Raw genomic sequence first — 26,181 nt, 5'->3', positions numbered from 1 at the left:
AGCCGACGCTCAGCCGGAGATCCACGCGGTGAATCGCTGGTTGAGCTCTTCGTGGTTGTCCGCGTACCACTGCTGGTCGAACGGGATCGCGACCTCCTCGTGCTCGGGCACGGCGAGGCTGTACTTCTTGAACTGCTCGTCGGGGTATCTCGGCTGTCTGGCGTCCTTCAGCGCGGGCGAGACCGGCCACATCTCCGCGGCGGCGGTCTGCAGCTCCGGGTCGAGCACGTAGTCGATCACCTCCTCGACGGCGGCCCGGTCGGGCGTTCCCTCGGTGACGGTCCAGAGGTTGATGTAGATGAACGCCTCGTCCCAGATCGGCTCGATCGTCGCGCCGGCGTCGGCGGCCTGCCAGGCGGCCGAGTCGGTGTAGATGCCCATCGCGACGTCGCCGGAGACCAGCTGCTGGATCGACTGCGCCAGCGTGTTGTAGACGAGGATGTCGTCTCTGATCGTGTCCATCTTCGCGAAGGCGCGATCGAGGTCCAGCGGATAGAGATCCTCGGGCGAGACACCATCGGCGAGCAGGGCACCCTCGATGATCCCGTTGTAGTAGAAGCTCGGGATCGCCCGCTTGCCCGGGTATCTCTCGACGTCGAAGAAGTCGGCCCAGCTCGACGGCGGGTCGTCCGCGAACCTCTCGCTGTTGTATGCCTTGATGAACGAGCCGGCGTCTCGCGGCAGGACGCAGTCGCCGACGATGTCGCGGTACTTCTCCTTGAACATCGACGGGTCCGATCTGATTCTCGAGAAGACCGTCCCGCACTGGGCGATCGCCATGTAGGGATCGCCGCTCGTCATGTCCCACTGGATGTTCCCGGACTCCGCCTGCGTCTGGAGCTTCGCGTAATCGAGCGGTGCGTCGAAGCTCACCGCGATGCCGGTTCTGTCAGTGAACTCGGGCGTGAAGTAGACCGCCTTCATCACTTCCTCGGTCTTGCCGCCGTAGGTGGCGATCGTGACCTTGCCGCCTCTTCTGCCGGTGGCGGAGCCGCCGTCGCCGGCGTCGTCGCTGCTGCCGCAGGCCGCCAGCGCGACGGAGGCGAGCGCCGCTCCGGCGATCGCCGGCCATCGGACGTCCCGCTTCCACAGAGAGATCTTCACCACTTCCTCCTCACCTCGCCTGCCGCGGTGCGCGACGGGACTGATCGGTCGTGGCGAGGAGTTTAACCACACTGTAGGATGACTGCAACTATACTTAAGGACGAAGAACGCTCATGGCGCTTTGACATGCGGCCATCGCGGGCGGCCTCCGCTCCGGGAGGCCGCCGCCAGGCGGAGCTCAGCTCGTCACGGCTGCGACGGCCTCGATCTCGACCTTGAAGAAGCCGAGGTCGCATCCGATCGTCGAGCGCGCCGGCTTCGGGTCCGGGAAGTACTCGGCGTAGACGGCGTCGAACTCGGCGAACTCGCCGAGGTCGTGCAGGAAGACCGTCGTCTTGACGACCGCCTCCATGCTCGACCCGGCCGCCTCGAGCACCGCCGCGAGGTTCTCGAGCGTCTGGCGCGTCTGCGCGGCGACGTCCTCGCCGACCGGTTCGTCGCTGCCGGGTCTGAACGGCCCCTGGCCCGCCGTGTAGACGACTCCGCCGCTGACGATCGCCTGCGAGTAGGAGCCCGAAGGGGCCGGCGTCTTGTCGGTCCTGACCTGTCGCTTCATCGTGTCTCCGTGGTTCGGGTGCTGACGGTCGCTCGGCGGGCGCCGCAGCGCCGCAGCGGCGGCCGCAGCCAGCGCGCGAAGCGAGCGGGGTCGAACGGCGCGGCGATCGCCGGCTTGGAGCCGGTCATCACCTCCTCTGCCAGCAGCTCTCCCGATGCCGGTGAGATGGTCATGCCGAGCATCGAGTAGCCGGTCGCGGCGTAGGCGTTCACCAGTCCGGGCAGGCGCCCGACGACCGGCAGGCCGTCGGGGACGATCGGCCGCGCGCCCATCCAGGCCGGTGCGGCGTCGCGCCAGCCGCCGAAGGTGTCGCGCGCGACGTCCTCCAGTGCGCGGACGCGCTCGGGATCGGGCGAGCGGCGGCGGCTGAACTCCATCGTCCCGGCGACCCGCAGGCGGTCGCCGTAGGGAGAGACGGCCAGGTGGGTGTCCATGTACATCAGCGCGTGCCGCGGCATCCAGTCGGGCTCGACCACGTCGAGGCTGTAGCCCTTGCCGGCGACCACGGGGAGGTGCACGCCGAGGTCGGCGGCGAGCGAGCGCGACGCCGCGCCCGCGGCGATCACCAGCGCGTCGGCCGGGATCGTCGCGTTGAGGCAGCGCACCGCCGTCACCCGCCGGCCGGCGACCTCGAAGCCGCTGACCTCCCACCGCTCGCGGATGTCGACGCCGAGCGCTCGCGCGCGGCGCGCGAGGTACTGGAGGAAGCGGGCTGGATCGACCTGCCAGTGGTCGGCGACGTGCACCGCCTTCGCCTTCCCGACGAGGCCCGGCTCCAGCTCGCCCAGCTCGTCGTCGTCGAGCAGCCGATCGGGCAGCTCGTGCCCCTGGTCGCGCAGCGGTCTGACCGCCGCCAGGAAGGCCTGCACGGGCGCGGCCTCGGCCGCGGCGACCATCAGGCCCGAGCGCTCGGCGGCCGGGGCGTCCTCCTCCTCGGCCAACAGCGCGCTGACGAGCGCGAACGACGGGTAGCCGAGATGCGACATCGCCCGCACGCCCGCGGCGTAGTCGCGTCGATTGCAACGGCGCGCGAACGCCGCCAGCCACAGCGCCATCCCCGGGATCGACGTCGGCGCCATGTAGAGCGCCGAGCGCCGGTCGGCCAGCGAGCGCAGCCCGTAGGCGATCTGCCCGGGCTCGGGCAGCGGCCCCGCCTGCGACGGGCACAGCCAGCCCGCGTTCCCCCAGGAGGCGCCGCTGCCGACCGCCGCGCCGTCCAGCAGCGTCACGCGGACGCCGCGGCGGGCGAGGGCGATCGCCGCCCACAGCCCCGCGGCGCCGGCGCCGACGACGACCGCCGTCTCCGGTTCCTGGAACCTGTCCAACCGAGTCACCTACCGATCTCGTAGCGATTCACTATCCGGCCACCACCAGCGCCCCGCCCGCGAACGTGGAGGCCACGCCGGCGAGCTGGACGCGGCTGAGGCGCTCGCCCAGGAGGGCGAGCGACAGCCCGGTCGTGACGACCGGGAACAACGACGCCAGGACGGCCGCGACGCTGTAGAGCTCCGCCCGCGCCGCCAGCCCGTAGAGGCCGGTCGCGACCAGGTCGACGGCGCCCATCGCCATCAGCAGCCCCAGCGCCGCCCCGCGCGGACGCTCGATCGCCCCGACCGCGCCGGCCGCCGCGAGCAGCAGCAGCGCGACCGCGGCGCCGAGCCGCGAGGCGACGAGCGCGATCAGCGGATCGTGCCGGGAGACCTCCGCCATTCCCAGCAGCACGAATCCGAACGTCACGGTGGCGAAGACGACCAGCAGCCGCAGGCGGGCCTCGGCGACCGGCGCGGCGGTGCCGGGCGCCGGCGCGGAGACGAGCACGATGCCGGCGATCGCTACCAGCGCGCCGGCGAGCTGGAGCGATCGCGGGGCCTCGCCGCTGAGCGTCCCGACCGCCAGCGGCACCAGCGGCGCGGCGGCGAGCAGCGGCGCGGCGCGAGCGATCTCGCCGTGGCCGTATGCGTGGTACAGCGCGGCGAGGCCGAGGCCGTTGGCCATCCCCACCGCCACGGCCGCGCCGGCGACCGCGGCGCCGGGCCAGTCGGCGCCGAGCAGCGGGATCGCGGCCAAACCGAGCGCGAGCCCGACGCCCTGGCCGGCGACGACGACCGTCGCCGCCGAGACGCGTCGGGCCCCGAGCCCGCCGAGGAAGCCCGAGCAGCCCCACCCGACCGCGGCGCAGAGCGCGAGCAGCACGCCCATCAGCCGTCACGCACGAGGCCGCCCGCCTGGGCCGCGCGCGTTCGCGCGCTCGCGCCGGTCGCCGTCGGGCGACCGCTGCTCACACGACCGGGTTCTCACACCAGCCGCCGTCGACCCGCAGGTTGGTGCCGGTGATGTAGGAGGCGGCGTCGGAGAAGAGGAAGGCGACCGCCTTGCCGATCTCCGCGGTGGTGGCGAAGCGCCCCATCGGGACGAGCGCCGCCTCCTCGCGCTCGATCTCCTCCGGGCTGACGCCGCGCTCCTGCGCCTCGGCGCGGAAGCGCTGCTCGGCACGCGGCGTCATCACCCAGCCGGGCAGGATGTTGTTGACGCGGACGTTCGCCGGCGCCAGCTCGGTCGCCTGGTACTTCGCGTAGCCGGTCAGCGCCAGTCGGGGGATCTCCGAGAAGCGCGTCTCGTGGATCGTCTGGTGCACGCCGCAGGAGGTGAGGTTGACGATGCTGCCGCCGCCGTTGCGGCGCATCTCGGGCACCGCGCTGCGCATCAGCCGCACGGGCCCCATCGCCCACATCTCCCAGGCGTCGGCCCAGATCGCGTCGTCGTCGGGGAAGGGAGTCCCGTAGGAGCCCTTCATGTTCGTCAGCAGGAAGTCGAGCTGCCCGAACCGGGCGACCGTCTCGCGCACGACGCGCTCGCAGTCCGCGGCGACCCGCACGTCGCACGGGAGCGCCAGGACCTCTTCGACGGCGATCGCGCTCAGCTCCGCCTGCGCCTCCCGCAGACGGGCGTCGTCGAGCCCGTAGATCGCCAGCCTGACGCCTTCGTGCGCCAGCACCTCCGCGACGCCGAAGCCGAGGCCCTCGCTGCCGCCGCCGATCAGGGCGACGCGCCCCTCGAGACCGAGATCCACGACCGATCACGCTCCTTCTCTCTCGTGCCCGAGCACGTAGACGACCTGCACCGCGCCGCCGGCGCCCTCGGCCACCTTGACCTCGAGCAGCCGCCAGCCCCGCTCCTCGCGCAACAGGCGGTTGACCGCGGCCGTCTGCGGCGGAGGGAGCACGATCACACGCACCTCGTCGAGCTCGAGGTCGCGCGCTTCAACTGTTCTGTTCATTCCATGTCACCTCGATGACGGGCGCGGCCGGATCGGCGGCGCCCCGGGTCAGGGGGCAGGCGGAGACGAGCACCGTGCAGGCGCTCGCGGCGCTGAAGCGGACGAGGTCGCCCGGTCTGCTGGAGCCCGGGCGCAGGCCGTAGCGCCCGTCGCGCTCGTCGGCGCGCTTGAAGATCCCGACCGGATACGGCACCCACTTCTCCGGCAGCCCCTCGCCCTCCAGCCACGCGCGGAAGCTCGTCCAGCAGCAGTCGCCGACCAGCTCCGCTCCGAGCGCGCGGCCGAGCCACGGCGTGCACGCCTCCAGGGCGAGGTCGTGCTCGTCGTTGGTCAGCTCCTCGACGCGGAGCAGCGGGCGGTACTCCTGGCTCCAGAGGGTCATCCCCTCGCGCAGCGTGTGGGCCTCCTCGGCCAGCCCGGTCAGCAGCGTCGAGAGCCGCTCGCGCGGATCGGCGGCGCTGTGGGCAACCAGCTCGGCGACCTGACCGGCGACGATCGCGCGGACGCTGAGGGCGTCGCCCGGCGACAGCGAGATCGCGGCCGCGCTGCCGGCTGTCAGCGTGACGTCAGGCATGGGCGGCCTCCGCGACGATCGCGTCGAGCGTCGGCCGGGACGCGTCGGAGGGACCGACCCAGAGGTGCAGGCGCGACGGGTTGAATGCGTTGGTCGGAGTGCGCTCCTGCGGGCAGTTGGAGGTCAGGACCACGAGGTCGACCAGCGCCGCCAGCTCGACGTAGTCCCCCGGCTCCGCCTCGGGAAGGTCGATCACGTAGCTCCCGTCGTCGTCGCGACGGATCGTCATGAAGGGGCAGTAGATGTGCTGCACGTCGGCCTCCTCGACGCCGTACGGCGCGCCGGCGGCAAGCAGGTTGCTGCGGCAGTTCGGCGTGTCGGGGATGCCGAAGCGGGCGTAGTTGAGGGGCGCGCTGCAGGAGCCGCCGACGATCACCCCGGCGCCCGCGGTGCATGCGTCGACCCGGGCCAGCCCGGACGCGCGGTGGGAGTAGAGGACGCATCCCGGCACCATCAGGTGGCTGCCGTTGAGCAGCTGCGACGCGGTGGGCGACAGCCGCTCGCCGGCGTCCTCCCGCGCCCACAGGACGATGTCGGGCACCTGCTGACCGTCGACGACGGTGATGCGCAGCGACTCCCCGACCTCGACCTCCGACGCGGTGTACGACCGCGGTTCGAGCAGCACGTCCTGCCTCATCGCAGGTCCTCGCTGCGGGGGACGTTCTTGATCTCGTAGCAGAGCAGCGGCTCGTAGATGTCGAACGGGCCGTGGACGGCGTGCGGGGGGTTGAAGGTGTAGGTCCCGGCCGGGTGCAGCTCCTCGCCGTTGCGGCACGCGCCGCGCACGATCAGGACCTCCTCGTCGTGGTCGTGGTCGTCGAGCTCGACCGTGTTGCCGTCGAGCCCGACGTCGAGCAGGCGGGTGAGCGAGCCGCGTTCGTCGCGCGCCAGGAACTTCTCGCGGAAGCCGGGCTGGCCGCTCTCGGCCGCCTGCCAGGGCAGCGCCTCGACCTCGGCGGCGGTCAGCCGCCGCTCCGGCTTGTCGAGACGATCGTGGTGGTCGAGCGCCTCGATGCTCAGCACCCCCTCCGCGGAGGTGACCTCCCCGCGCCGCGCGCCCGGCGGGAGGCAGAGGTAGCTCCCCGCCTCGTAGCGGACGCCGTCCTCCTCGAACGATCCCTCCAGCACGAAGACCTCGTGCCAGCGCTCCTCGGGCCGCGCCGCCCGGCGCTCGCCCGCGTCCAGGCGGTGGAACCGCGTCACCGAGCCGTCGCCGTCGCTCGCGACGACGCGCTCGCGGCCTCCGTCGGCGGCCGCGACCCACTCCATCCGCTCGATGTCCTGCGGGTAGAGGCGAACCAGCTTCTTTGCCATGAAAATCCTCCTAACAGAGCTCGCGGCTCAAGCCGCCGTCGACCGGGATGTGGGCGCCGTTGACGTAGGCGCCCGCGTCGGAGGCGAGGAAGCGGACCACCTCGCCGACCTCGCGCGCGGTCCCGAACCGGCGCAGCGGGATCTCGGCCAGGTCCTGGTCGCGCGAGCGCCCCTCGTAGAACGACAGCAGCGTGCGCGTCGCGATGCGACCGGGACCGACCGAGTTGACGGTGATGCCGAACTCGCCGACCTCGCTGCTGAGCATCTTCAGCCAGCCGGCCGTCGCGGGCCGGAAGGCATTCGAGGTCGCCATCCCGGGGATCGGCTCGCGCACCGAGGTCGAGGTGATCGCGATCACGCGGCCGGCGTCGCTGCGCTTCAGGTGAGGCAGCGCCAGCTGGGTCAGCTTGACCGTCGGGACGAGCATCCGCTCGAAGCCGAGCCGCAGCAGCTCCTCGGTGGTGGCGGTCGCCGAGGCGTCGGGCGCGCCGGCGCCGTTGTGGACGACGACGTCGATCCTCCCGTAGGCGCTCAGCGTCAGCTCCACCAGCGCCCTCAGGTCGCGCTCGTCGGTGAAGTCGCCGGCCAGCGCCGGGCTGCCGAGGCGGTCGGCCTCGCGTCTCAGCTCCTCGCCGTCGAGCGCGAACATCACGATGTCGGCGCCGGCTTCGCGCAGCGCCTCGGCGATGCCGAGGCCGATGCCGGTCGACGCGCCGCAGACGATCGCCGTGCGCCCGTCGAGGCGTGCTGGGTCCACACTCACTTCCTTCACCTTCCGTCGTGGTCGTCGACGTCGGCGACGAGGGTCGCGAGCGACGCCTCCCAACTGAGGTGGAGCGTGTCGCCGACGCGCGGGAACTCCGTCGCGCCCGAGGTCTCGATCGGCACGATGCAGCGGTCGCCGCTCTCGAAGGAGCCGGTGCAGCAGATGCTGCGGCCGAGGTACGTCACGTCCTCGACGGTCGCGCGGACCGCCGCGCCGCCGGGCGCCGAGGCGTCGGCCGGGCGCAGGTGCTCCGGCCGCACGACGACCGTCACCTCCCTCCCGGCGGCGATCTCGGGATCGGCGAGCGCACCGACCCTCGTCCCGGAGCGCAGCTCGACGACCGCCGTGCCCCCGGCGCTGGAGACGACCCTCCCCCGCAGCAGGTTGGCGTCGCCGAGGAAGGCGGCGGCGAACAGCGTCCGCGGCCGGCGGTAGACGTCGGTCGGGCTGCCGATCTGCTCGATCCGCCCGCCGCGCATCAACGCGATCCGGTCGCTCATCGCCAGCGCCTCGTCCTGGTCGTGGGTGACGTAGACGACCGTCGTGCCGAGTTGCCGGTGGATCTGACGGATCTCGTCCTGCAGCGACTGCCGCAGCTTGCGGTCGAGCGCGCTCAACGGCTCGTCCATCAGCAGCGCCGGCGGGTCGAAGACGGTCGCCCGCGCGACGGCGACGCGCTGCTGCTGCCCGCCGGAGAGCTCGCGCGGGTGCCGCTTCCCGTAGCCGGCCAGGCCGACCAGCTCCAGCGAGCGCGCGACCTTCGCGGCGATCTCGCCGCGGCCGAGCTTGCGCCGCTTGAGCGGGTAGGCGATGTTCTCCTCCACGGTCATGTGCGGGAACAGCGCGTAGTTCTGGAAGACCATCCCGAGGTTGCGCTCGTACGGCGGCAGTCTCGTGACGTCGCGGCCGTCGAGCGTCACGCGGCCGGAGGTCGGCGCGTGGAAGCCCGCGATCAGCAGCAGCGTCGTCGTCTTGCCGCAGCCGCTCTCGCCCAGCAGGGTGACGAACTCCCCCGGGCGGATGTCGATGTCGACGACATCGACCGCGACGGCGCCCTTGAACGACTTGGCGACCTGCTCCAGGCCGATCGCCCCACGGTTCGCGTCCGCCGTCGCCGGCTGTCGCATCGCTTCACTCCTCACTGCGCTGCTCTGCAGGCTCATCGTGCTCCTCCCGTCTCGGGCTCGCCGGCGCCGATCTCGACGCCGTCGCCGGCGGGCGCGCCGGCGCGCATCCCGGTCGCGCGGGCGATGACCCACCGCACGAGCCCGAGCGCCGCCGCGATCGCGACCGTCCCGGCGAGGACGACCGCCGCGGCCGCCGGCACCACCGCGTTGAGGTCGTACCGGATGCTGTTGTAGACCTTCACCGGCAGGGTCGGTCTCGTGTCCTCGGTGAGGAACAGCGCCACGACCGTCTCGTCGAGCGAGATCACGACGGCGATCAGCGCGCTGGCGATCAGCGCCGGCGCGATCAACGGCAGCGTGACGCTGCGGAAGGCCGTCCACGGCCGCGCGCCCATGCTCTGCGCGACCAGCTCCAGCCGCTGGTCGATCGTCTGGAGGCTCGCGGTTACGTTGAGCAGGACGAACGGCAGCGCCAGGACGGCGTGGGCGCACATCAGCAGCAGCTCGGAGCCGACCAGCCCGAGCTTCAGTGCGACGAGGTAGGCGCCGACGGCGTAGACGATCGTCGGCATCACGATCGGCAGCGTCAGGAAGCCCTGCGTCGCGCCGCGGAAGCGGACGCCGCGGCGGACCAGCGCGTAGGCGGCGGCGGTCCCCACGGTGAGCGAGAGGACCATCGCCCCGCCCGCGACGCGCAGGCTCAGCGTCAGGGCGTCGATCCAGTCGGGGTCGCGGAAGAACTCGGCGAACCACTCGGTCGTCCAGCCCGGCGGCGGGAACTCCAGGAAGGCGCTGGAGCTGAAGGCCATCGGGATGACGACGAGCACCGGCGTGACGAGGAAGAGCAGGATCGCGACCACGAGCGCCTGCACGCATCGGCGCATCGTCACGACGACCCCTCCCTGCCGCGGAGGCTGAAGCGGTAGAAGGCGACGAAGAACAGCAGCGCGACGGCGAGCAGCACGCTGGCCAGCGCCGTCCCCTGGCCCCAGTCGCCGGTCGTCTGGATCTTGTCGGCGATCAGCTCGCCGATCATCACGTCGCCCGGCCCGCCGAGGATCGACGGCAGCACGTAGTAGCCGAGCGTGGCGATGAAGACGATCGTGCAGCCCGCGCCGATCCCGGGGAGGATCAGCGGCACGTAGACGCGCCAGAAGGTCGTCCACTGCCGCGCGCCGAGGTTGGCCGACGCGGCCAGCAGGCGGTTGTCGAAGCGGCTCATCACGTCGTAGAGCGGCAGGATCATGAATGGGATCCCGTACTGGGACATGCCGATCACGACGCCGGCTCTGTTGTGGACCAACGTCCGCTGCATGCTCTCCAGCCCGATCGCCCCGAGCACGGTGTTGAGGACGCCGTTGCGGTCGAGGATCGCCAGCCAGGAGTAGCCGCGGACGATGACGCTGACGAACAGCGACGCCGCGACGACGCCGAGGATCAGCTTCGCGACGCGCGGCGAGGAGTTGGCCGCGAGCCACGCGACCGGGAAGCCGAGCAGCAGCGAGACCGCCATCACCAACGCCGCCGTCAGCGCGCTGCGCCCGACGATCGTCATCAGCGAGGAGCTGCCGAAGACGTCCTGGTAATGGGAGAAGCCTCCCGGCGGCTCGGTGAACGAGCGTCCGAGCAGCTCGGCCGCCGGATAGACGAAGGCGAGGGCGACGAGCCCCAGCGCCGGCAGCAGCAGTTTCTCGACGCGGAGCATCGGTCGCATCGGTCGTCGTCCCGGGCCGGGGCCTACGCCCCGATCCACTCCGTCCACGCTCTCGAGACCCGGTCGAGGTTCTCGCCCCACCAGCGATCGTCGATCACGCCGACCGACAGCTCCAGATGCGCGGGATTGGTCGACATCCAGCGTCTGGTCTCCTCGTCGAGCAGGTCGTAGGCCGCCTGCGTCGGCGGCGCGTTGAGCGACGCTCTCGCGTACTCGGCCAGCGGCTCGGGCGACAGCGCCGTTCTGATGAACTCGACGCAGGCGTCGGGGTCCTTCTGGTGCTTGGAGATCGTGTGGTGCGTGACGATCTGGAGGTTCTGCCCCCAGCGCAGGTCGACCGGCGAGCCCAGCTTGGCGGCGCTGCCGATGCGGTTGTGCCACGCCTGGACGAAGTCGACCGAGCCGCTGACGAGCAGCTGCTGGGATTCCGCGCCGGAGTTGTAGAAGACGACGTCGTCGCGGATCGAGTCGATCTTTCTGAACGCCCGGTCGAGATCGAGCGGATAGAGCTCGTCGTAGGGGACGCCGTCGGCGATCAGCGCGATCTCGACGGTGCCGTACGGCCAGTTGAAGAGGCTCCGCTTGCCCGGCACCGCCTTGGTGTCGAAGAACTCGACCCAGTCCTCCGGCGGCTTGAGGTCGCCGTCGGTCTTGTGCCCGATCGCGTAGCAGCTGTGGTACGACATCACGGCCTTCGGCGTGAAGGCGTTGGGCACCGGGAGGACGTCTCTCTCGGTTATGCCGAGCGTGTCGTAGGGGATCTCCTCGAACAGGTCCTCGTTGCCGAGCGCGAACCAGCCCTCGGCGTCGAGCCAGTTCCAGCTGACGTTGCCGCTCTCCACCTGGGCCCGGAACTTGCCGTAGTCGAGCGCCGTGCTGGCGACCGACAGGCCCGTGCGCTCGGTGAAGGCTCGCCCCCACGTGTCACGGCGGATTCTCGCCGTGTTGCCGCCCCAGTCGGCGAGGATGAATCTGCTCAACCTGCTGCCGGCGCCGCTGCTCTCGCCGCCGCTCCCGCCGCAGGCGCCCAGCAGCGCGCCGACGGTGCTGAGCCCGAACAGCGCGCCGCCTCCCTTGACAAGGAGCTCGCGCCGCGTCTGGCCTGAATACCCGCTGCCTCGATCGATCTCGGACATGGTCTCCATCCACAACCTTTCACCGGTCTCTCCTCGACCACCGCGGACGGGCGGACGCCGCTCGTCCGCTCCGGCCACAGGTAGTTTTACCACTATTGAAGAGGTTCTTCAATAGCAATGCATCATCTGGACGTTTCGTTCAGGCGCTCTGAAGCGCCTGCGCGAGGCGCTCGACGTCGCCGCGGCGCCGGGTCGGATCGGTGATCCGCAGCACGACGCCGTCGCAGCCGGCGGCCTCGAAGGCGCGCAGCTGCTCGACGCAGCGCTCCGGCGGGCCGTGGACGGTGACCGCGAGCGCCAGCTCGCGCGGGATCGCCCGCGCGATCTCCCTGCCGCGCTCCGGCGACCACGCCAGCGAGCTCCCGGCGCTCCCGCCGGCCTCCGCCCCGAGCGCGTGCTCGAGCACCTGCGGCGCCATCGACAGATAGAGCCGGCCGCTCGCCTCAGCCTCCGCCGAGCGGTCCTCGCCCGGCTCCTCGACGAAGGTCGGCACCCACAGCCGCGCTCTGAACGCGGCTGAGCGCGGCGCCATGCGGTCGAGGAAGGCGCGGTAGATGTCAGGCGTCAGCCCGAACGGGAGCCAGCCGTCGGCCCGCGTCGCGGCGAGCTCGAGCATGCGGGGGCCGATCGCCGCCAGCGACACCGGCGGCGCGGCCGCGCCCGGCAGGTTCAGGAAGGCGCCGCTGAGCTGCCACCGTCTGCCGTCGTGGTCGAACGGCCGCTCGGGGCTCGACGCGAACAGCCCGCGCACGACCTCCAGCGACTCCTCCAGTCGCGAGACGGCTGCTCTGGTCGGGATGCCGAAGGCGTGCAGGTCGGGTCCGAAGCCGGTCCCGAGGCCGAGCTCGAAGCGCCCGCCGGAGAGCGAGGAGAGCGTCAGCGCTCCGTGCGCGAGCACCGCCGGATCGCGCTTCGTCGTCGAGACGACGCAGGTGCCGAACCGCAGCGTCTCCGTCGAGGCGGCGACCGCGCCGAGCGTCGTGAACACCTCCGGGACGATCCAGCTCGTGTCGCGGCCGGCGCCGTGGAAGTGGTCGGCGATCCACACCGACGAGATCCCCAGTCGCTCGTAGGCGATCGCCTCGGCGACCGCGTCCCGCGGCTGTCCGGGGAAGACCTGCACGCCGACGTCGAAGCTCACGCCGCACCTCCCGCGGAAGACCACGCGTGCGGGAGCGGCAGCTCCACCAGGCGGTGGACGCCCGGTCTGGCCTCCAGCAGCGCGGGGATCGCGTTGACCATCAGCCCGGCGCGACCACCGTCGCGGATCGCCTCGCCCTCCATCGTGAACTCGATGTCGCCGTCGCCGACGATCGATATCCGCGCGCTCGGCGGCGCGCTCTCCGCCGTCACGAAGCGCGCTCGCGCAGTCTCGCCGCCCAGCAGCGCGCGGAGCATCGGGCCCGGTCCGGCCGGGGCCGGCCGCCCCGCGGCCGGCAGGCTGACGTCGATGCGGTCGACCGAGACGCACGCCATCGCCAGCACGGCCGGGAGCATGTCGCTCACGAAGGCGTCCTCGCCCTCGATCAGCAGGAGCGCGCATCCCGCCGCGGACGCGGCGGCGTTGTGCCGTGTCAGCTCGTCCTCCGGCCAGCCCGGAGCGGGCAGCAGCACGACCGCCGAGGCGCCGGCCGCGACGACCGCCCCGGCGAGCGCCGAGGCCGACGCGGGCGAGGCCGGCGCCAGCAGCGCCACAGCGGCCCGCGCGTCGGCGACCGCGGCGCCGATCGCGCCGGCATCCCGCGCGGAGACGACCGCCGCCAGCTCGAGCGCGGGGTGCCGCGCGACGGAGGCGGCGAGGGCCCGGCCCGTCTCTTCGTCCCCGGCGCAGAGGACCCGCGTCGTCCCGACCGCCTCGGCCGAACGACGACTTCTCACAGCAGGCACGAGCGTCACCTCTCAGACGTTGGCTGCCGCGACCCGTCCCTGCGCCGCGGGGGCGTGGAACGGCGTGAGCGGCAGGCTGGCGATGGTGTGGATTCCCGGCTCGGCGTTCACCAGCGCCGGGATCAGGTTGATCATCAGCGCGACGGTCGCGATGCCGCCGTCGAGCGCGGGGCTGATCCGCGCGCGCAGCAGTTCGCCGCCGTCGATCTCGATCAGGTCGTGCAGCGGCTCCTCGCCCTCGAGCCGGCCGAGCCGCTGCGGGTGCTCGAGCGTCACGGTCTGCCCCGTCGGCGCGACGGCGCGGCAGCGCTGGTCGACCCCGACGACCACGCCGCCGGGATGGGAGTGGCCGTCGAGCTCGGTCGGGCGTTCGCGCACGATCGGCTCGCAGACGTCGTCGACGATCTCCAGCGGCACGCCGAGGCCGGCGGCGAGGAAGGCGACCGAGGCGCCGTAGCCGACGTGGCCGTCGATCTCGCCGCGGGCCGCGGCAGCCCCGAACTGCTCGGGCGAGAGGCCGACGCCCATGCTGCGCAGCACCGTCTCGCCGAACGGGGCGAGGCTGCTCGCCCGCCGCACGCGGATGCTCGTCCAGCCGGCGGTCGCGGCGGTGAGCACCATCGGCAGCCAGTCCATGACGTAGCCGGGGTTGGCGCCGGTGCCGACCATCGCCACCCCGCGCCGCTGCGCGAGCCGCTCGAGGCGGCGGGCCAGCTCGGCGTCGACGGCCGCGGGGTAGATCGCGTCCTCGCCGATGCAGACGACCCGCAGGCCGAGCTCGAAGGCGGCCGTCAGCTGGGCCTCGAGGTCGACGAGATGGCCGTGGGTGGCGAGCAGCACGACGTCCGCGCCGCCGCAGCGGGCGACGACCCCGGCGAGGTCGTCGCCGGCGACGGCGCCGGCGGCGCCCGGCGCCTCACGCGCGAGCGTCGCCGCGGCATGGGCGGCCGAACGCTGCGAGACGACGCCGGCGACCGCGAGCCCCGGGGTCCGCGCGGCGATGCGCAGCGCGTGGCTGCCCATCGCCCCGGTCCCCCAGTGCACGGTGCGGATCGCTGGCGTCAACCGTTGCTCCCCTGCGGCGTGGGTGCGCCCTCGAGCACCAGTCTCACCGGGTTGACGGCGAGCATCCGGTGGGCGTCGTCCTCGTCCAGCCCGGTGTCGACGAGGCACTGGGTGTAGCTGCGCAGAGCCTCCGGGACGATCGGGAAGACCGCCGCGCCCGCGTCGGAGGAGAGAATGCAGCGCTCCGGCCCGATCGCCTTGATCGTCTCGACGACCAGCCCCGGCGACGCGTGGCACGGGATCGGCAGCGAGATCGATGCCGCGAACTCGATCGTCACGCCCAGGTCGGCGATCTCGATCAGCTCCTCCAGCGAGAGGTTGAGCGGCTTCCACAGCGCATGGCCGAGCAGCAGCCGTCTCGCTCTTCTCGAGGCCGCGTAGCGGAAGACGGCAAAGGTCTCCTCGCGGCCGAGGTGGGCGGTGCCGAGCACGACGTCGTGTCGGACGCAGATGTCGACGATCTCTCTGGCCTCGGGCAGCAGCTCGCCGTCCTCGCCCAGCGCGGTGATGCCCGGGCCGCTCGTGAGGCGCTCGAAGCCCTTGTTGCCGCCGATCAGCTGCGGGCCGCCGTCGCCGGCATCGCTGACGTCGTAGCTGCTCGCGGTGCCGAAGTAGTCGAAGTGGTTCTTCGCGTCGACCGTCGGGAACCACACGACGCGGCCGCCCATCTTGATCGCCGACTCGACCGCGTACGGGTTGAGGCCGCCGGTGTAGCGGTTCAGCACGACGCCGCCGACGACCGTCAGCTCCGGGTAGGCCTTCTGCACGTCGCTCGCCTGGGCGACCGAGGGCTGGAAGTGATGCTTGAGGACGAAGCCCTTCATCCCCTGTCTGAGCGCGGCCTCGGCCGTCTCGAACGCGGTCCACGGCCGCTCGAACAGCGACGGCGCGGTGTGGACGTGGCAGTCGAATGCGCCTCTGATGTCGATCATCGGTGGGTGCTCTCCTTCGTCGTCGGTTCGCCGGGCGTCAGGCCGCGACGGGGGTCAGCCCGATCTCGTCCATCAGTCTGTGCAGGTAGTGGACGTCCTCCGGCGGCAGCGGGAGCAGCGGGCGACGGCAGGGGCCCCCGGTGCGCCCGATCCGGTCGAGGCCGGCCTTGAAGATCTGGATGAAGTCGGGGCGCTCGTCGGGGCGCCCGAACATCGGCTTGATCGAGGTCATGTTCACGAGCGGCAGGATCCGGTACCACTGCTCGCGCGCCGCCTCGAGGTCGCCGCTCCGGGCGAGGTTCCACAGCTTGACCGCCTCGTGCGGCATGAAGTTGCTGACGCCGGCGACCCAGCCGTCGGCGCCGCCGCAGATCGCCTCGAAGGCGCCGTAGTCCTCGCCGTAGAGGACCGGCACGTCGGCGGGAACGGTCAGCTTGAGGTCGTGGATCCGCGCGGGATCGCCGTGCGACTCCTTGACGATCTTCGCGGTGCCGTCGTTGGCCAGCTCTGCGAGGTCGGCGGTCTCCAGCGAGACGCCCGACGCGGGCGGGTTGTTGTACACGATGAACGGGATGTCGACCGCCGCGGCGATGTCGCGGAAGTACTGCATGACCTCCCGACGCGGCGGGCTGGAGTAGTACGGGGCGACGCTCATGACGCCAGTCGCGCCCGCCGCCTCCGCGGCCTTCGCCAGCCGGACCGCCTTGTCGGTCGACGTGTCCATCACGCCGATGTAGAGCGGCACGCGGCCGTCGACCCACTCGACGAACTTCGCCGCCAGCCGCTCGCGCTCATCGGTCTCGAACGAGAAGAACTCGCCGCAGGTGCCCAGTGCCAGCAGCGCGTGGACGCCGGCGTCGAGCAACCAGTCGACGTGTTCCTTCGTGCGCGCCTCGTCGACGGCCCCGCCCTCGTCGAAGATGGTGACGCACGGGGGCATCACTCCCACAGTCTCAGCCACGTAGCTCCTTTCACGCCATGACCAGGACGGCACGGCCTCTCTTAAGGCTGAGTGTAGAGACTCTTCAACTCGATTGCAACTGAGTTGAAGACCGCCTCCACGCCGTCTATCGCTCGCCGCCCAACCCGAACACCACGCCGGCGACGATCGCCGCGCAGCCCAGCGTCGCGCTGACCGTCAGCGCGTCGTGCCCGAGCACGACCGCGCTGACCAGCGCGAGCATCGGCACGCCGCCGACGAACAGCCCCATCCGCTCTGCGCCGAGCGTGAGCACCGCGAAGCTCCAGCAGAGGAACGCCGCCGCGGTCACGAACAGCCCGAGATAGACGATCGCGACCGCCTCGCCGACCCGCGGAGCGGCGAAGGACGGGTCGAGCAGCAGCGCCGCGCCACCGGAGACGCCCGCCGCCGCGAGGCAGGTCCACGCGGCGACCCGATGCGCCCCGAGCCGCGCGAGGAACCCGCCGATCGCGACCATGAAGCCGGCCTGCAGCAGCAGGCCGCCGATCGCCTCCGCGGCGCCCAACGGCGACAGCGCGCCGCCGCCGGAGAGCACCGCGACGCCGAGCGACACGAGCACCGCCGCGACGAGGCTCCGCCGCGCCGGCCGGCGCCGCTCGGCCAGCGGCGCCAGCAGCGCGAGCGCCACCGGCAGACAGCCCACGATCATCCCGGTCGACGCCGGCCCGATCTCGCGCACCGCGGCGACCGTCAGGACGTTGGAGCCGACGACTCCGCCAGCCGACAGCACGAGCATCGCGACCATGTCGCGGCGCGACGGCAGCCGGCGCCGCGCGGACGGCAGCGTCATCAGCAGGACCGCGGCGACCAGCGCGTAGCGCAGCGCCTGCCCGGTCGCGGTCGGGTAGCCGCCGACCGCGGCGAACGCGATGAAGGAGGTCCCGACGAACAGGACGTCGGTGAACGCGAACGCGATGCCGGCGGGCCGCGACGGGCGCCACGGCGCTCCGCCGGCCGCGGCCGGCGACGCCTGCGATGAGACCACCTCCACAGCCCCACTGTAACAGCGGGGCAACTACATTGAAATTTGTCCTCGCCCCAGGACGCGGTCAGCCGCCGTCAGAACGACGGCGGCGTGATCGCCGAGACCAGCACCGCCCGCTCGCCCGAGCGGTTCTCGACCTGATGCGGCCGGCCGCTGTCGAACGAGATGCTGTCGCCGGGGCCGAGCACGTACTCGCGCCCCTCGATCGTGACGACGACCGTACCCTCGATGCAGACGGCGTTCTCCTCGCCCGGATGCGACATCGGCGTCGGATGCGTGCGCGAGCGCGGCGCGTACTCGATCCACAGGAACTCGATCGCCCGGTTGAGGTCGGGCGTCAGCAGCTCGTACTCGACGCGAGAGCGCTGCACCCGCAGCCCCTTGCGTTCGCCTCTTCGGACGATGATCCGCTTGCCGTCCAGCTCTTCGGCGCTGCTCTCCGCCTGGTCGTGCTCGACGAACAGCGCGGCGATCGGGACGTTGAGCGCGGCGGCAAGCCGCCGCAGCGTCGTGATCGACGGGCTGGCGATGCCTCGCTCCACCTGCGAGATCAGGCTCTGCGAGACGCCGGCGCGCCCCGCCAGCTCCTGCAGCGTCAAGCCCTGGTCGGTCCGGATCGCGCGCAGCTGGCCGCCGAGGCGCACGCCGTCGAGCTCGTCCTCGGAGGCGCCATCTGCCGATGCCGCTGGTGCTTGCCGATCAGCCCCCATACTCGGACACCCTACCAGGGACAACGCGGGAAAAGTTCAATCCGCGTGCACACGCCGTGCACGCGAAACACCGCAGGACTGCAGGATCCCGAGATGTTCGCGGGATGTTTTAATAAGAATGAAAATCATGGGGCCAGATGTTCAGTAACATCGAATTCTCGACCCCACCAAGGGAGGAATCGATGCACAGCGTGCCCGAAGAACTGCTCAACCTCGTCGGCGGCGAGCTGACCGCCGCCTCCGACCACCGCACCGAGGCCGTCGTCAACCCGGCGACCGGGGCGGCGATCGCGACGGTGCCGGTCTCGACGGAGGCCGACGTCGACCGCGCGGTCGCGGCCGCGCGCGCCGCGTTCCCCGCCTGGTCCGGCGCGACGCCGCGCGCGCGGGCGGAGGCGCTGCTGCGGGTCGCGCAGGCGCTCGAGGACGACGCCGAGCGGTTCGCGCGGCTCGAGGCGCTCGACGCCGGCAAGCCGATCACCGGGCTGCTGGAGGAGGACGTCACGCTGGCGATCGACAACCTGCGCTTCTTCGCGGGCGCCGCGCGCTGCCTGGAAGGACGCGCCGCCGACGAGTACCTCGCGGGCCACACGTCGTTCACTCGGCGCGAAGCGATCGGCGTGGTCGGCCAGATCGCGCCGTGGAACTACCCGCTGATGATGGCCGTCTGGAAGATCGGCCCGGCGCTCGCGGCCGGCAACACGGTCGTGCTCAAGCCGGCCCGCACGACGCCGGTCACGACGCTCGCGCTCGGTCGCCTCTGCGCCGAGCTGCTGCCGCCCGGCGTGCTCAACGTGATCGCCGGCCACGGCTCGGCGATCGGCGACTCGCTGGTGCTGCATCGCGATGTCGCGATGGTCTCGCTGACCGGCTCGGTCTCGACCGGGCAGCACATCGCCCGGCTCGCCGCGGACGGCGTCAAGCGCCTCCACCTCGAGCTCGGCGGCAAGGCGCCGGCGATCGTCTTCGACGACGCCGACCTGGAGACGGCGCTTCCCGGGCTCGCGACCGCGGCATTCTTCAACGCCGGGCAGGACTGCACCGCGGCGACGCGCGTGCTGGCGGCGAAGGACGTCTACGACAAGGTCGTCGACGGGCTCGCCGCCGAGGCGCGCAAGCTCGTGCTCGGCGACACGCTCGCGCCCGAGACGACGCTCGGGCCGCTCAACTCGCTCGGCCACCGCGCGCGCGTGGCGCGTTTCGTCGACGAGCGGCCGGCGCACGTCGAGCTCGTCACCGGCGGGCGCGTCCCCGACGCGCTCACCGACGGGTCGTTCTACGAGCCGACCGTGCTCGCCGGCGCGCGGCAGGACGACGACGTCGTCCAAGAGGAGATCTTCGGTCCGGTCGTCACCGTGCAGCCGTTCGCCGACGAGGAGGAGGCGCTGCAGCTCGCCAACGACACGCCGTTCGGCCTCGCCTCCTCGGTGTGGACCGCCGACGTCGGCCGCGCGATGCGCGCCTCGCGCGCGATCCACGCCGGCTGCGTGTGGGTCAACACCCACCTCCCGCTCGTCTCCGAGATGCCGCACGGCGGCTACAAGGCGTCCGGCTACGGCAAGGACATGAGCGCGTACTCGCTCGACGACTACACCGACGTCAAGCACGTGATGATCGCTGACGGCGCCGCCGGCTGAGGCCGCGGCTGCGGGGCGGCGGCGCCGTCCCGCAGCCGCACCCGCTCAGCGGGCCGCGAGCCCGCCGGCGGCGGCGCGCTTCAGGATCGGCATGCGGTCGACGAACAGGTCGTCGGGCAGCGTGCCGATGTACTCCAGCACCTCGTCGACTCTGAGCACGTCGGCGTACTTCATGTGCATGTCGAAGAGGTTGACCCAGTGCGAGGCCTCGGCGCGGTCGAACGTCCCCTCCTCGACGACGATCATTCTGTAGTTGTAGGAGAAGCCGTCGTTGACGCTTGCGCGGACGCAGCCGCTCGTGGCGACGCCGCAGGTGATGATCGAGTCGGCGCCGAGGTCGGCCAGGTAGGAGGGCAGCAGCGTCCCGAAGAAGGCGCTCGACTTGCCCTTCTCGATCACGACGTCGGCCGGTCCCGGCTCGATCTCGCGGACGATCCGGTTGGCCCGCTCGGGCTCGAGGTCCTCGGTCTCGCGGCCGCACTTGTCCTTCCAGCGGCCCATGCCGAAGTCGCCGGCGATCGGCGCCTGCGGGCCGGTCGTGTAGAAGATCGGCAGCCGCCGCTCGCGCGCGGCCGCGATCAGACGCTGGATCTGGGCGATCGCTCTCCACGCCGCCTCGCCCGCGCTGTTGTGCCATCTCTTGATCGACTCGAAGATCGGCTCGGGGCCGTCGCCGGTGAAGGCGTAGGAGACGTCGATCACGAGCAGCACCGGTCGCTCGCCGAAGCCGCCGCGCTCGCCGTATCCGGTCAGCGGAAACAGTCTCTTGTCCCGCTCCGTGATGTACGCGTCCCAACCACTCATTCCGTCTCGCCTCCCGGCGTCCCCGCCGCTGTTGTCGTGTTCGTGCACGTCGCCATCGCCGCTAGGAGTAGTTCTTGATCTCCAGACAGGTCAGCCGCTCGTCGAACACGAACGGACCGTCCTCGGCGCCGGCGGGCATGCACGTGTACGTCCCCGCACGGTAGACGCCGCGGTGCGAGCTGCACGCGCCGTCGAAGATCAGGACCTCCTCGTCGAAGTCGTGCAGGTCGGGCTCGGTCGTGCGCGCCCCCGCCTCGATGCGACCGAGCGCGGTCAGCGAGCCGGACGGGCCCTGGGAGAGCACCTTCTGCTCGAAGTCGTCGTCGCGGTAGGGGATCCGCTCCCACGGCAGCGCCTCGAGCGCCTCCGCGGTCCACGCGACCGACTCCTTGTCGAGGACGTCGTTGAAGTCGCGCAGCTGGAAGACGAGCGCGCCGTCGGCCGAGGCGGTGGCGGCACGCGCCTCGCCCGGCCGCTGGCAGATGTAGGAGCCGGCCCGGTACGCGACCCCGTCACGCTCGAACGCGCCCTCCAGCACGTACGTCTCCTCCCAGCGGTCGAGCCGCTCCGCCGGCAGCGAGGCGCCTGGCTCGAGCTTCAGGAACCGCGTCGCGGAACCGTTCGCCTCGTCGAGCGCGATGACGCGCTCGAACGACCCGGAGCCGCCGGCGATCTGCCTCCACGGGAGCTCGTCGATGTCTCTCTGATGCGCGCGTACGACCGGTTTGGCCATTGCGTCCCTCCCTTGCCCACCAACGCGGTCCATACCGCATCGTGAAGTAGTGATAGTGTACAAGTCCTTCAGTTGTACTGAAGAACTCACACGAGGGACGGCAGGGTGCCAGTGCCGCATCGCGCACCACGCGCCTTCCGCGATGCACCCTGGTTGGAACGGGAGGCCTACGAACGTCAACCATGCTGCAGAGCGGAAGGCGCGCGCGACCTCGCGCGACACACCAGCGTCGTCGTCCGAAGCGGACGGGGCGCATTCCCAACCGACGTGCGAGATCACGACAGACGACCGGATCGGTCCGGCTCCTCCGACGCCCGGCACCGAGTCCAACCCCGAAAGGAACCCAATGGCAGAGAAGGTGGCGATCCTCGGCGGCACCGGCGCGCTTGGCTACGGGCTGGCGCTCCGGCTCGGCAGCGTCGGCGTGCCGGTCACCATCGGTTCGCGCGATGAGGCGAGAGCGCGCGCCGCAGCCGAGCGCGCCGCGGCCTCGTGCCCCGACGGCCGCTTCGACGGCACCCGCAACGAGGACGCGGTCGCGGCCGCGGGCACGATCGTGGTGCTGACGGTCCCGTTCGCGAGCCAGGCCGCGACGTTGAGATCGATCGCTCCCGCGTTGCGAGAGGGCCAGATCGTGCTCGACGCGACCGTGCCGCTCGCCCCCGCGGTCGGTGGCCGTCCGACCCACGTGCTGGGGGTCTGGCACGGCTCGGCCGCGCAGCAGGCGCGCGCGCTGCTGCCGGCGCACGTCGGGGTGGTCTCGGGCCTGCACACGATCAGCGCCGCGGATCTGGAGCGGCTCGACCGCGCCCTCGATCAGGACACCCTCGTCTGCGGCGACGACAGAGCGCAGAAGGCTGCGGTGATCGAGCTGCTCTCGCTCGTACCCGGGCTGCGCGCGATCGACGGAGGCAAGCTGGAGGCGAGCCGGATCGCCGAGTCGCTCACCCCGCTGCTGATCGGTCTCAACATCCGCAACAGAACGCACACCGGCATCCGCATCACCGGCCTGGACTGAGGCGGCGCGGCGCCGACCGCGGTCGGGGCCGCGCTGCGCCGACCAGCTCTCGCGCGGGCTCAGCCGCCCCCGGTGGCGCGGCGCAGCGGGCTGTGGTGGATGCGCGCCGCTCAGCACAGCCCGGCAGGCCGCCCCTCGCAGCGCCGGCGTCAGTGCCGCGGGACGGTGAAGTGGGCCGTTCCGATCTTCTTGGAGCGGGTACGGACGACCGACTTCCTTCTGCCGTGCGCCCGGGTGGCGTAGGCCTGCGTGAACGCGACCGTCACGGTGTATCTGCCCGGGCACCAGTCGGATCGGCTGTTCGGCGGCCAGAGCGGCAGACGTACGGTTCTGCCCGCGGTCCAGAGATAGCTCTGGTAGGTGCTCGCGGCCGACCGGGTGCGCTTGCAGGCCGGCGCTGAAGGGCCGGTGATCCGCCAGGTGTAGAACTCCAGCGCGGTCGCGATCGTTATCGGGATGCGAAACGCGATCCGGTAGGCGACCGACGCTGCCGCCCGAGGATCTCGCTCGACGCGAACCGGCACGTCGAGGCGCGCTGCCCGGCGCGCGCGTCTGGATGCGGGCGATTCTCTCGCCGGACGGGGTCCGTTCGGAAGCTCGTAGGTGACGGTGCAGCCTCTGCGAGCCGCTTGGTAGAGCCCGAGGAGGTCATGGCGGGCGTTCGGGCCGCACAGGGTCGCGGTCACGCGCAGCGGCGGGATCGATCTGGCGGTGAAGAGGCCGCGTTGCGCGAGGATGTACGCGCCGTCCTCGCCGAGCGGCACCGTGCGCCAACGGTTCTGGCCGGTCCTGACGGCGAGGCCGACGATGCCGCGGCCGAGGATGCCGCTGCGGATCGTGCGCACATCTCGTCTCTCGCAAGCAGGCCGATCACGTGCCGGGGGCCCGAAGAGGGTGCATCCGCCGAGCGGCTCGCGCGCGAGCCGCAGGCTGTCGCCCTCCCCAACGAAGCCGGTCAGGCTCTCCTCCGCGCATCCACCGATCGTCGGCGGCAGCGGACGAAAGACGTCGTCGACCTGCAGCATCCCGAGCTGCCCTTCGAACAGCCGACCGAAGGCCTGGCAGACGAGCGGGACGCTGCGCCCGTCCGGCATGGTGGAGCGTGCGCTGTAGCGCGCGAGCGCCCACGGGAGCGCCGGTCCCGCGGGTGAACTCGACGCGTTCGATGCCCCACTCCGGAACCATGTCGCCGTAGCGGGCGGTCATGGCCTGTTCCGGCGGCGTGTCGTAGCTCGACAGATGCCATCGTGGGAACCTCGCAGCGGCCTTCAGCGGCAGCGTGAGCGTCAGCTGCGATCCGTCGATCTCGACCGCTGCCTTGACCGCTCTGGCTGGTCGGTCGGGAAGGTCGGTCGCGCGGACGGTCGTCTCGCCATCCCCGCCGACCCGGATGTAGACGGTGAGCTGTGCGTCTGCGCAGCTCTCATCTGCGGATGCGGTGAGCTCGAGCGTCGCGGTCCCGATCGGCGCCTCGGTTCTGACGCTCAGCCTCAGCGTCCGGCCCGCGGTCGCGAGTCGAGCCTCCCGCAGGTCGAGGTCGGGGCGGTCGGCCGCCACCGCTCGCGCGAACGTTCTCGGATCGAGATCCGGCTCCGCCAGCAGCCGGTCGGCGGCGCGGTAGTCGATGACGTCACCGGCAGGGTCCCGCTCGATCGTTGCGGACCGCTCGACCCCACCGTCGCCATCAGCCCCGCTGCCGCAGCCGACCACGATCATCGCGAGTGCCACAGCCCCTCCCACGAGGCCCCCGCGCGACAGCGGCCGACCCGTCGCCGGCCGAGCCGATCGACAGCGTTCACGCCCCGACATGCATCCCCCTGCCCGGTGAGATCCGGTACCTGGCGGAACGCGAACCTGGTTGCATCGACGACGGCGACTGTAGCGGCGCGATGCCCGCTGCGGACCCGCCAGGCGCACCTTCACCCGGGTGACTGCAGGTGGCCGTCGCAGCGACGCTCCCCGGGGATCCGCGGAGCGCCCCCAGCCTCCTGGCCGGGGGCGTCGGCGGCGGTCAGCACATCGGCGCGATCTTCGCGGTCTCGTTGACGGCGCCGGCCCAGGCGAACTCGTTGTTGTCGCTGAAGTAGTAGTACGTCGCCCCGTTGGGCGCCATCGCGACGGTGATTCCTCCGTAGCCGGACATGAACGGCACGTAGAACGAGCATCTGTACTGGGGGTAGGCCGCGGGCGTGAACTGCAGCGCCCAGAAGCCGTTGTTGTACTTGAACGGCGTGGGGCCGCTGGTGGTGAGACCGCGGTCGGCCGGGTCTCTCTGCATCGACGCCGCGAGCGCGGTCGGGCTCAGCACCTGCGCGCCGGCGATTCTGCCGCCGTCGTTGTTGTGCAGCTTCGCGACCTTCGCGATCGCGTCCGTGGTCCACACCAGGCCGTAGCCGCCCCATGCCGCGCCGGTGGGGCTGTTGTCGGTTCGCTCGCTCTCCCACGTCTCCGGCGCGAGCTTCAGCGGCTTGAAGACGTCGTCGCGCAGCATCGCGAAGATCTCCGCCCCGCTGCCCTGGTGCGACCGGAGGATCGCGTTCTGCGCGCGCGTGGCGAGGAAGGTGTCGGAGGTGTGGTAGATCCACTTGGTCCCCGGCGTCGCCTTGCGCGGGAAGACCAGCGCCTTCGCCATCTTGTCGGCGTAGGACTCGGCGGTGAGGAACGCCGTCATCTTGAGGCTGTTCTCGTCAGATTCGTAACCGGCGAGCGCGTAGTTGCCGGTCGCCATGTCGAGCGCGTTGTCGAGCGTCACGTCGCTCCACGTGCCCGCGGCGCCCGCCGTCTCCGGCACCCATCTGCCGATCGACTCGTTCGCGACCGAGCCGCCGTAGAGCTGCGCCAACCGCATGAAGGCGGTCCCGGCGAAGGCCGACTTCGCGGTCGAGTACGACGGCAGCAGCAGCTGGTCGCAGAAGGCGTAGGTCCCGTACCGCGTCCCGCAGCCGCCGGTGTAGTTGACGCCGTTCACGACGACGCCGTACGCGCTCATGTGGGCCGCCGAGATGCCGCCGCCGAATCTGCTCAGGTCGAGCCCGGCCGACGGGTGGTCGGTCGCGAGCGCCGCGATCGGCTTCGTCGGCAGGCGGTCGCCGACCTCGGTCGCGTACGCGTCCTCGATCGCGGCGGCGCCCGGGACGGCGAATCGTCTGACGGTGACGGGCAGCTGGCCCCACATGTCGTTCTTCTGGTAGCGGCAGGTCTCCTGGGTCACCTGGTAGCGCGCCTGCGTCGTCGTCGCGTCGTCGAACAGGAACGTGAGCACCCCGTTGTGGACGCAGTTGGCGTTGCGCTCCACCAGCGCGAACGGCAGCGCCGCCCGCGTCATCCCGCCGTCGCCGCTCTCGCTCCAGACGCGCCCCGGGCTGACGACGAGGTTGTAGGTCGGGCTGCCGGTGTATGTGAGACCGCGCTTGGTCGGGATCAGGTGGCTGCCGTTCTGCACGAGCGTCACCGAGAACGGCGGCAGGTGCTTCCAGGGGCTGTCGGCTCTCGACGTGCGCGAGTCGGTGTCGACGATCTCCTTGAAGCCGCCCCCGGTCGCGGTGTTCTCGAGCGTCAGCGTCCCTTCGAAGTCGTGTCTCGGCGGGGCGGCGGCCGCAGGCAGCGCGAAGGCGCCGTCGGAGACCGGCGCTGTGCTCGCGCCGCTGGTCAGGTCGGCTCTCGTCAGCAGGGTGCGCGCGACGGCGCCCGAGCCTGTCAGCGGGTCGTCCGGGACCGGGATCGCGGCCGCCGTCGCCGCGAGCGCGAGCCCCGCGGCGAGCGCGGCCGCCGTCGTCGAGAGGCCGGCGACCGCGCGTCTGCGCGCACGGGCAGCCGGCCGCATGCCAGTGGATCTGGACACGACTCACCTCCGAGTCGAT

28 protein-coding genes are annotated in these 26,181 nt (G+C 71.7%); 2 read left to right on the top strand and 26 right to left on the bottom strand.

Annotated features, from left to right (window positions below; translation table 11 throughout):
* Positions 1-9 precede the first annotated feature (9 nt).
* The 21 genes from BDZ31_RS04905 to BDZ31_RS04805 form a co-directional block, all read right to left on the bottom strand.
* A complete protein-coding gene (locus tag BDZ31_RS04905) occupies positions 10-1,104 on the bottom strand; it encodes an extracellular solute-binding protein (RefSeq protein WP_183339551.1) in 1,095 nt (364 codons plus the stop codon).
* Between the two features lie 178 nt (positions 1,105-1,282).
* Positions 1,283-1,660 carry a RidA family protein gene (locus BDZ31_RS04900; RefSeq protein ID WP_183339549.1) on the bottom strand — a complete coding sequence of 126 codons (378 nt, stop codon included), beginning with the start codon at positions 1,658-1,660 and terminating at the stop codon, positions 1,283-1,285.
* Entirely contained in the window at positions 1,657-2,985 is a 1,329-nt protein-coding gene (locus tag BDZ31_RS04895) for an NAD(P)/FAD-dependent oxidoreductase (RefSeq protein WP_183339547.1), read from the bottom strand. Before BDZ31_RS04895 ends, BDZ31_RS04900 begins: the two co-directional genes overlap by 4 nt.
* Positions 2,986-3,016: 31 nt before the next feature.
* Positions 3,017-3,859: an EamA family transporter gene (locus BDZ31_RS04890; RefSeq protein WP_183339545.1), complete on the bottom strand. Its 843-nt coding sequence runs from the start codon at positions 3,857-3,859 to the stop codon at positions 3,017-3,019.
* A 79-nt stretch (positions 3,860-3,938) separates the two neighbouring features.
* Positions 3,939-4,730, bottom strand: coding sequence for an SDR family oxidoreductase (locus BDZ31_RS04885; RefSeq protein WP_183339543.1), 792 nt, complete (start codon positions 4,728-4,730; stop codon positions 3,939-3,941).
* 6 nt (positions 4,731-4,736) lie between these two features.
* Positions 4,737-4,937, bottom strand: coding sequence for a hypothetical protein (locus tag BDZ31_RS04880; RefSeq protein WP_183339541.1), 201 nt, complete (start codon positions 4,935-4,937; stop codon positions 4,737-4,739).
* The gene (locus BDZ31_RS04875; protein WP_183339539.1) at positions 4,921-5,511 is read right to left on the bottom strand and encodes a DUF1989 domain-containing protein; all 591 of its coding nucleotides are present in this window, start codon (positions 5,509-5,511) and stop codon (positions 4,921-4,923) included. Before BDZ31_RS04875 ends, BDZ31_RS04880 begins: the two co-directional genes overlap by 17 nt.
* A complete protein-coding gene (locus BDZ31_RS04870; RefSeq protein WP_183339537.1) occupies positions 5,504-6,148 on the bottom strand; it encodes a DUF1989 domain-containing protein in 645 nt (214 codons plus the stop codon). Before BDZ31_RS04870 ends, BDZ31_RS04875 begins: the two co-directional genes overlap by 8 nt.
* On the bottom strand, positions 6,145-6,825 hold the full coding sequence (locus BDZ31_RS04865; RefSeq protein WP_183339535.1) for a cupin domain-containing protein: 681 nt from the start codon (positions 6,823-6,825) through the stop codon (positions 6,145-6,147). The genes BDZ31_RS04870 and BDZ31_RS04865 overlap by 4 nt, the downstream gene beginning before the upstream one ends.
* Positions 6,826-6,835: 10 nt before the next feature.
* Positions 6,836-7,582, bottom strand: a complete 747-nt coding sequence (locus BDZ31_RS04860) for an SDR family oxidoreductase (RefSeq protein ID WP_183339533.1) — start codon at positions 7,580-7,582, stop codon at positions 6,836-6,838.
* A gap of 11 nt (positions 7,583-7,593) precedes the next feature.
* Positions 7,594-8,718 carry an ABC transporter ATP-binding protein gene (locus BDZ31_RS04855; protein ID WP_183341004.1) on the bottom strand — a complete coding sequence of 375 codons (1,125 nt, stop codon included), beginning with the start codon at positions 8,716-8,718 and terminating at the stop codon, positions 7,594-7,596.
* 32 nt (positions 8,719-8,750) lie between these two features.
* Positions 8,751-9,602, bottom strand: coding sequence for an ABC transporter permease (locus BDZ31_RS04850; RefSeq protein ID WP_246344726.1), 852 nt, complete (start codon positions 9,600-9,602; stop codon positions 8,751-8,753).
* A gap of 2 nt (positions 9,603-9,604) precedes the next feature.
* Entirely contained in the window at positions 9,605-10,423 is an 819-nt protein-coding gene (locus BDZ31_RS04845) for an ABC transporter permease (RefSeq protein ID WP_183339529.1), read from the bottom strand.
* Positions 10,424-10,455: 32 nt separating this feature from the next.
* Positions 10,456-11,577: an extracellular solute-binding protein gene (locus BDZ31_RS04840; RefSeq protein ID WP_221242810.1), complete on the bottom strand. Its 1,122-nt coding sequence runs from the start codon at positions 11,575-11,577 to the stop codon at positions 10,456-10,458.
* Positions 11,578-11,707: 130 nt separating this feature from the next.
* Positions 11,708-12,709 (bottom strand): LLM class flavin-dependent oxidoreductase, encoded by a 1,002-nt coding sequence (locus tag BDZ31_RS04835; RefSeq protein WP_183339525.1) that lies wholly within the window; start codon positions 12,707-12,709, stop codon positions 11,708-11,710.
* On the bottom strand, positions 12,706-13,446 hold the full coding sequence (locus BDZ31_RS25815; protein WP_183339523.1) for a hypothetical protein: 741 nt from the start codon (positions 13,444-13,446) through the stop codon (positions 12,706-12,708). Before BDZ31_RS25815 ends, BDZ31_RS04835 begins: the two co-directional genes overlap by 4 nt.
* A 21-nt stretch (positions 13,447-13,467) precedes the next feature.
* A complete protein-coding gene (locus tag BDZ31_RS04825; protein ID WP_183339521.1) occupies positions 13,468-14,520 on the bottom strand; it encodes a hypothetical protein in 1,053 nt (350 codons plus the stop codon).
* On the bottom strand, positions 14,517-15,452 hold the full coding sequence (locus BDZ31_RS04820; RefSeq protein ID WP_183339519.1) for a DUF6282 family protein: 936 nt from the start codon (positions 15,450-15,452) through the stop codon (positions 14,517-14,519). The genes BDZ31_RS04825 and BDZ31_RS04820 overlap by 4 nt, the downstream gene beginning before the upstream one ends.
* A gap of 37 nt (positions 15,453-15,489) precedes the next feature.
* Positions 15,490-16,392 carry a dihydrodipicolinate synthase family protein gene (locus BDZ31_RS04815; protein ID WP_221242809.1) on the bottom strand — a complete coding sequence of 301 codons (903 nt, stop codon included), beginning with the start codon at positions 16,390-16,392 and terminating at the stop codon, positions 15,490-15,492.
* Positions 16,393-16,519: 127 nt separating this feature from the next.
* Positions 16,520-17,425 (bottom strand): EamA family transporter, encoded by a 906-nt coding sequence (locus BDZ31_RS04810; protein WP_183339515.1) that lies wholly within the window; start codon positions 17,423-17,425, stop codon positions 16,520-16,522.
* Positions 17,426-17,493: 68 nt separating this feature from the next.
* Positions 17,494-18,129: a cupin domain-containing protein gene (locus BDZ31_RS04805; RefSeq protein ID WP_183339513.1), complete on the bottom strand. Its 636-nt coding sequence runs from the start codon at positions 18,127-18,129 to the stop codon at positions 17,494-17,496.
* 182 nt (positions 18,130-18,311) lie between these two features.
* Here BDZ31_RS04805 and BDZ31_RS04800 point away from each other — a divergent pair, with 182 nt between their 5' ends.
* On the top strand, positions 18,312-19,766 hold the full coding sequence (locus BDZ31_RS04800; protein WP_183339511.1) for a gamma-aminobutyraldehyde dehydrogenase: 1,455 nt from the start codon (positions 18,312-18,314) through the stop codon (positions 19,764-19,766).
* 45 nt (positions 19,767-19,811) lie between these two features.
* On the opposite strand, the gene BDZ31_RS04795 is transcribed toward BDZ31_RS04800, so the two are convergent.
* Both BDZ31_RS04795 and BDZ31_RS04790 read right to left on the bottom strand, forming a co-directional pair.
* Positions 19,812-20,570 (bottom strand): isochorismatase family protein, encoded by a 759-nt coding sequence (locus BDZ31_RS04795; protein ID WP_183339509.1) that lies wholly within the window; start codon positions 20,568-20,570, stop codon positions 19,812-19,814.
* Between the two features lie 61 nt (positions 20,571-20,631).
* Positions 20,632-21,303 (bottom strand): cupin domain-containing protein, encoded by a 672-nt coding sequence (locus BDZ31_RS04790; RefSeq protein ID WP_183339507.1) that lies wholly within the window; start codon positions 21,301-21,303, stop codon positions 20,632-20,634.
* Between the two features lie 346 nt (positions 21,304-21,649).
* Here BDZ31_RS04790 and npdG point away from each other — a divergent pair, with 346 nt between their 5' ends.
* Positions 21,650-22,321, top strand: coding sequence for an NADPH-dependent F420 reductase (gene npdG / locus BDZ31_RS04785; RefSeq protein WP_183339505.1), 672 nt, complete (start codon positions 21,650-21,652; stop codon positions 22,319-22,321).
* 149 nt (positions 22,322-22,470) lie between these two features.
* Here the strand turns inward: npdG and BDZ31_RS04780 are convergent, their stop codons facing one another.
* The 3 genes from BDZ31_RS04780 to BDZ31_RS04770 all read right to left on the bottom strand — a co-directional run bounded on the left by BDZ31_RS04780 (position 22,471) and on the right by BDZ31_RS04770 (position 26,162).
* Entirely contained in the window at positions 22,471-23,166 is a 696-nt protein-coding gene (locus tag BDZ31_RS04780; RefSeq protein WP_183339503.1) for a hypothetical protein, read from the bottom strand.
* Positions 23,167-23,191: 25 nt separating this feature from the next.
* Positions 23,192-24,049: a hypothetical protein gene (locus BDZ31_RS04775; RefSeq protein ID WP_183339501.1), complete on the bottom strand. Its 858-nt coding sequence runs from the start codon at positions 24,047-24,049 to the stop codon at positions 23,192-23,194.
* Between the two features lie 283 nt (positions 24,050-24,332).
* Positions 24,333-26,162, bottom strand: a complete 1,830-nt coding sequence (locus BDZ31_RS04770; protein ID WP_183339499.1) for a serine hydrolase domain-containing protein — start codon at positions 26,160-26,162, stop codon at positions 24,333-24,335.
* Positions 26,163-26,181: the final 19 nt, after the last annotated feature.

This window comes from Conexibacter arvalis (assembly GCF_014199525.1).
GTDB classification, from domain to species: domain Bacteria; phylum Actinomycetota; class Thermoleophilia; order Solirubrobacterales; family Solirubrobacteraceae; genus Conexibacter; species Conexibacter arvalis.
Note: the sequence above shows the minus strand (reverse complement) of the source record. Positions and strands in the feature narration are given on the sequence as shown.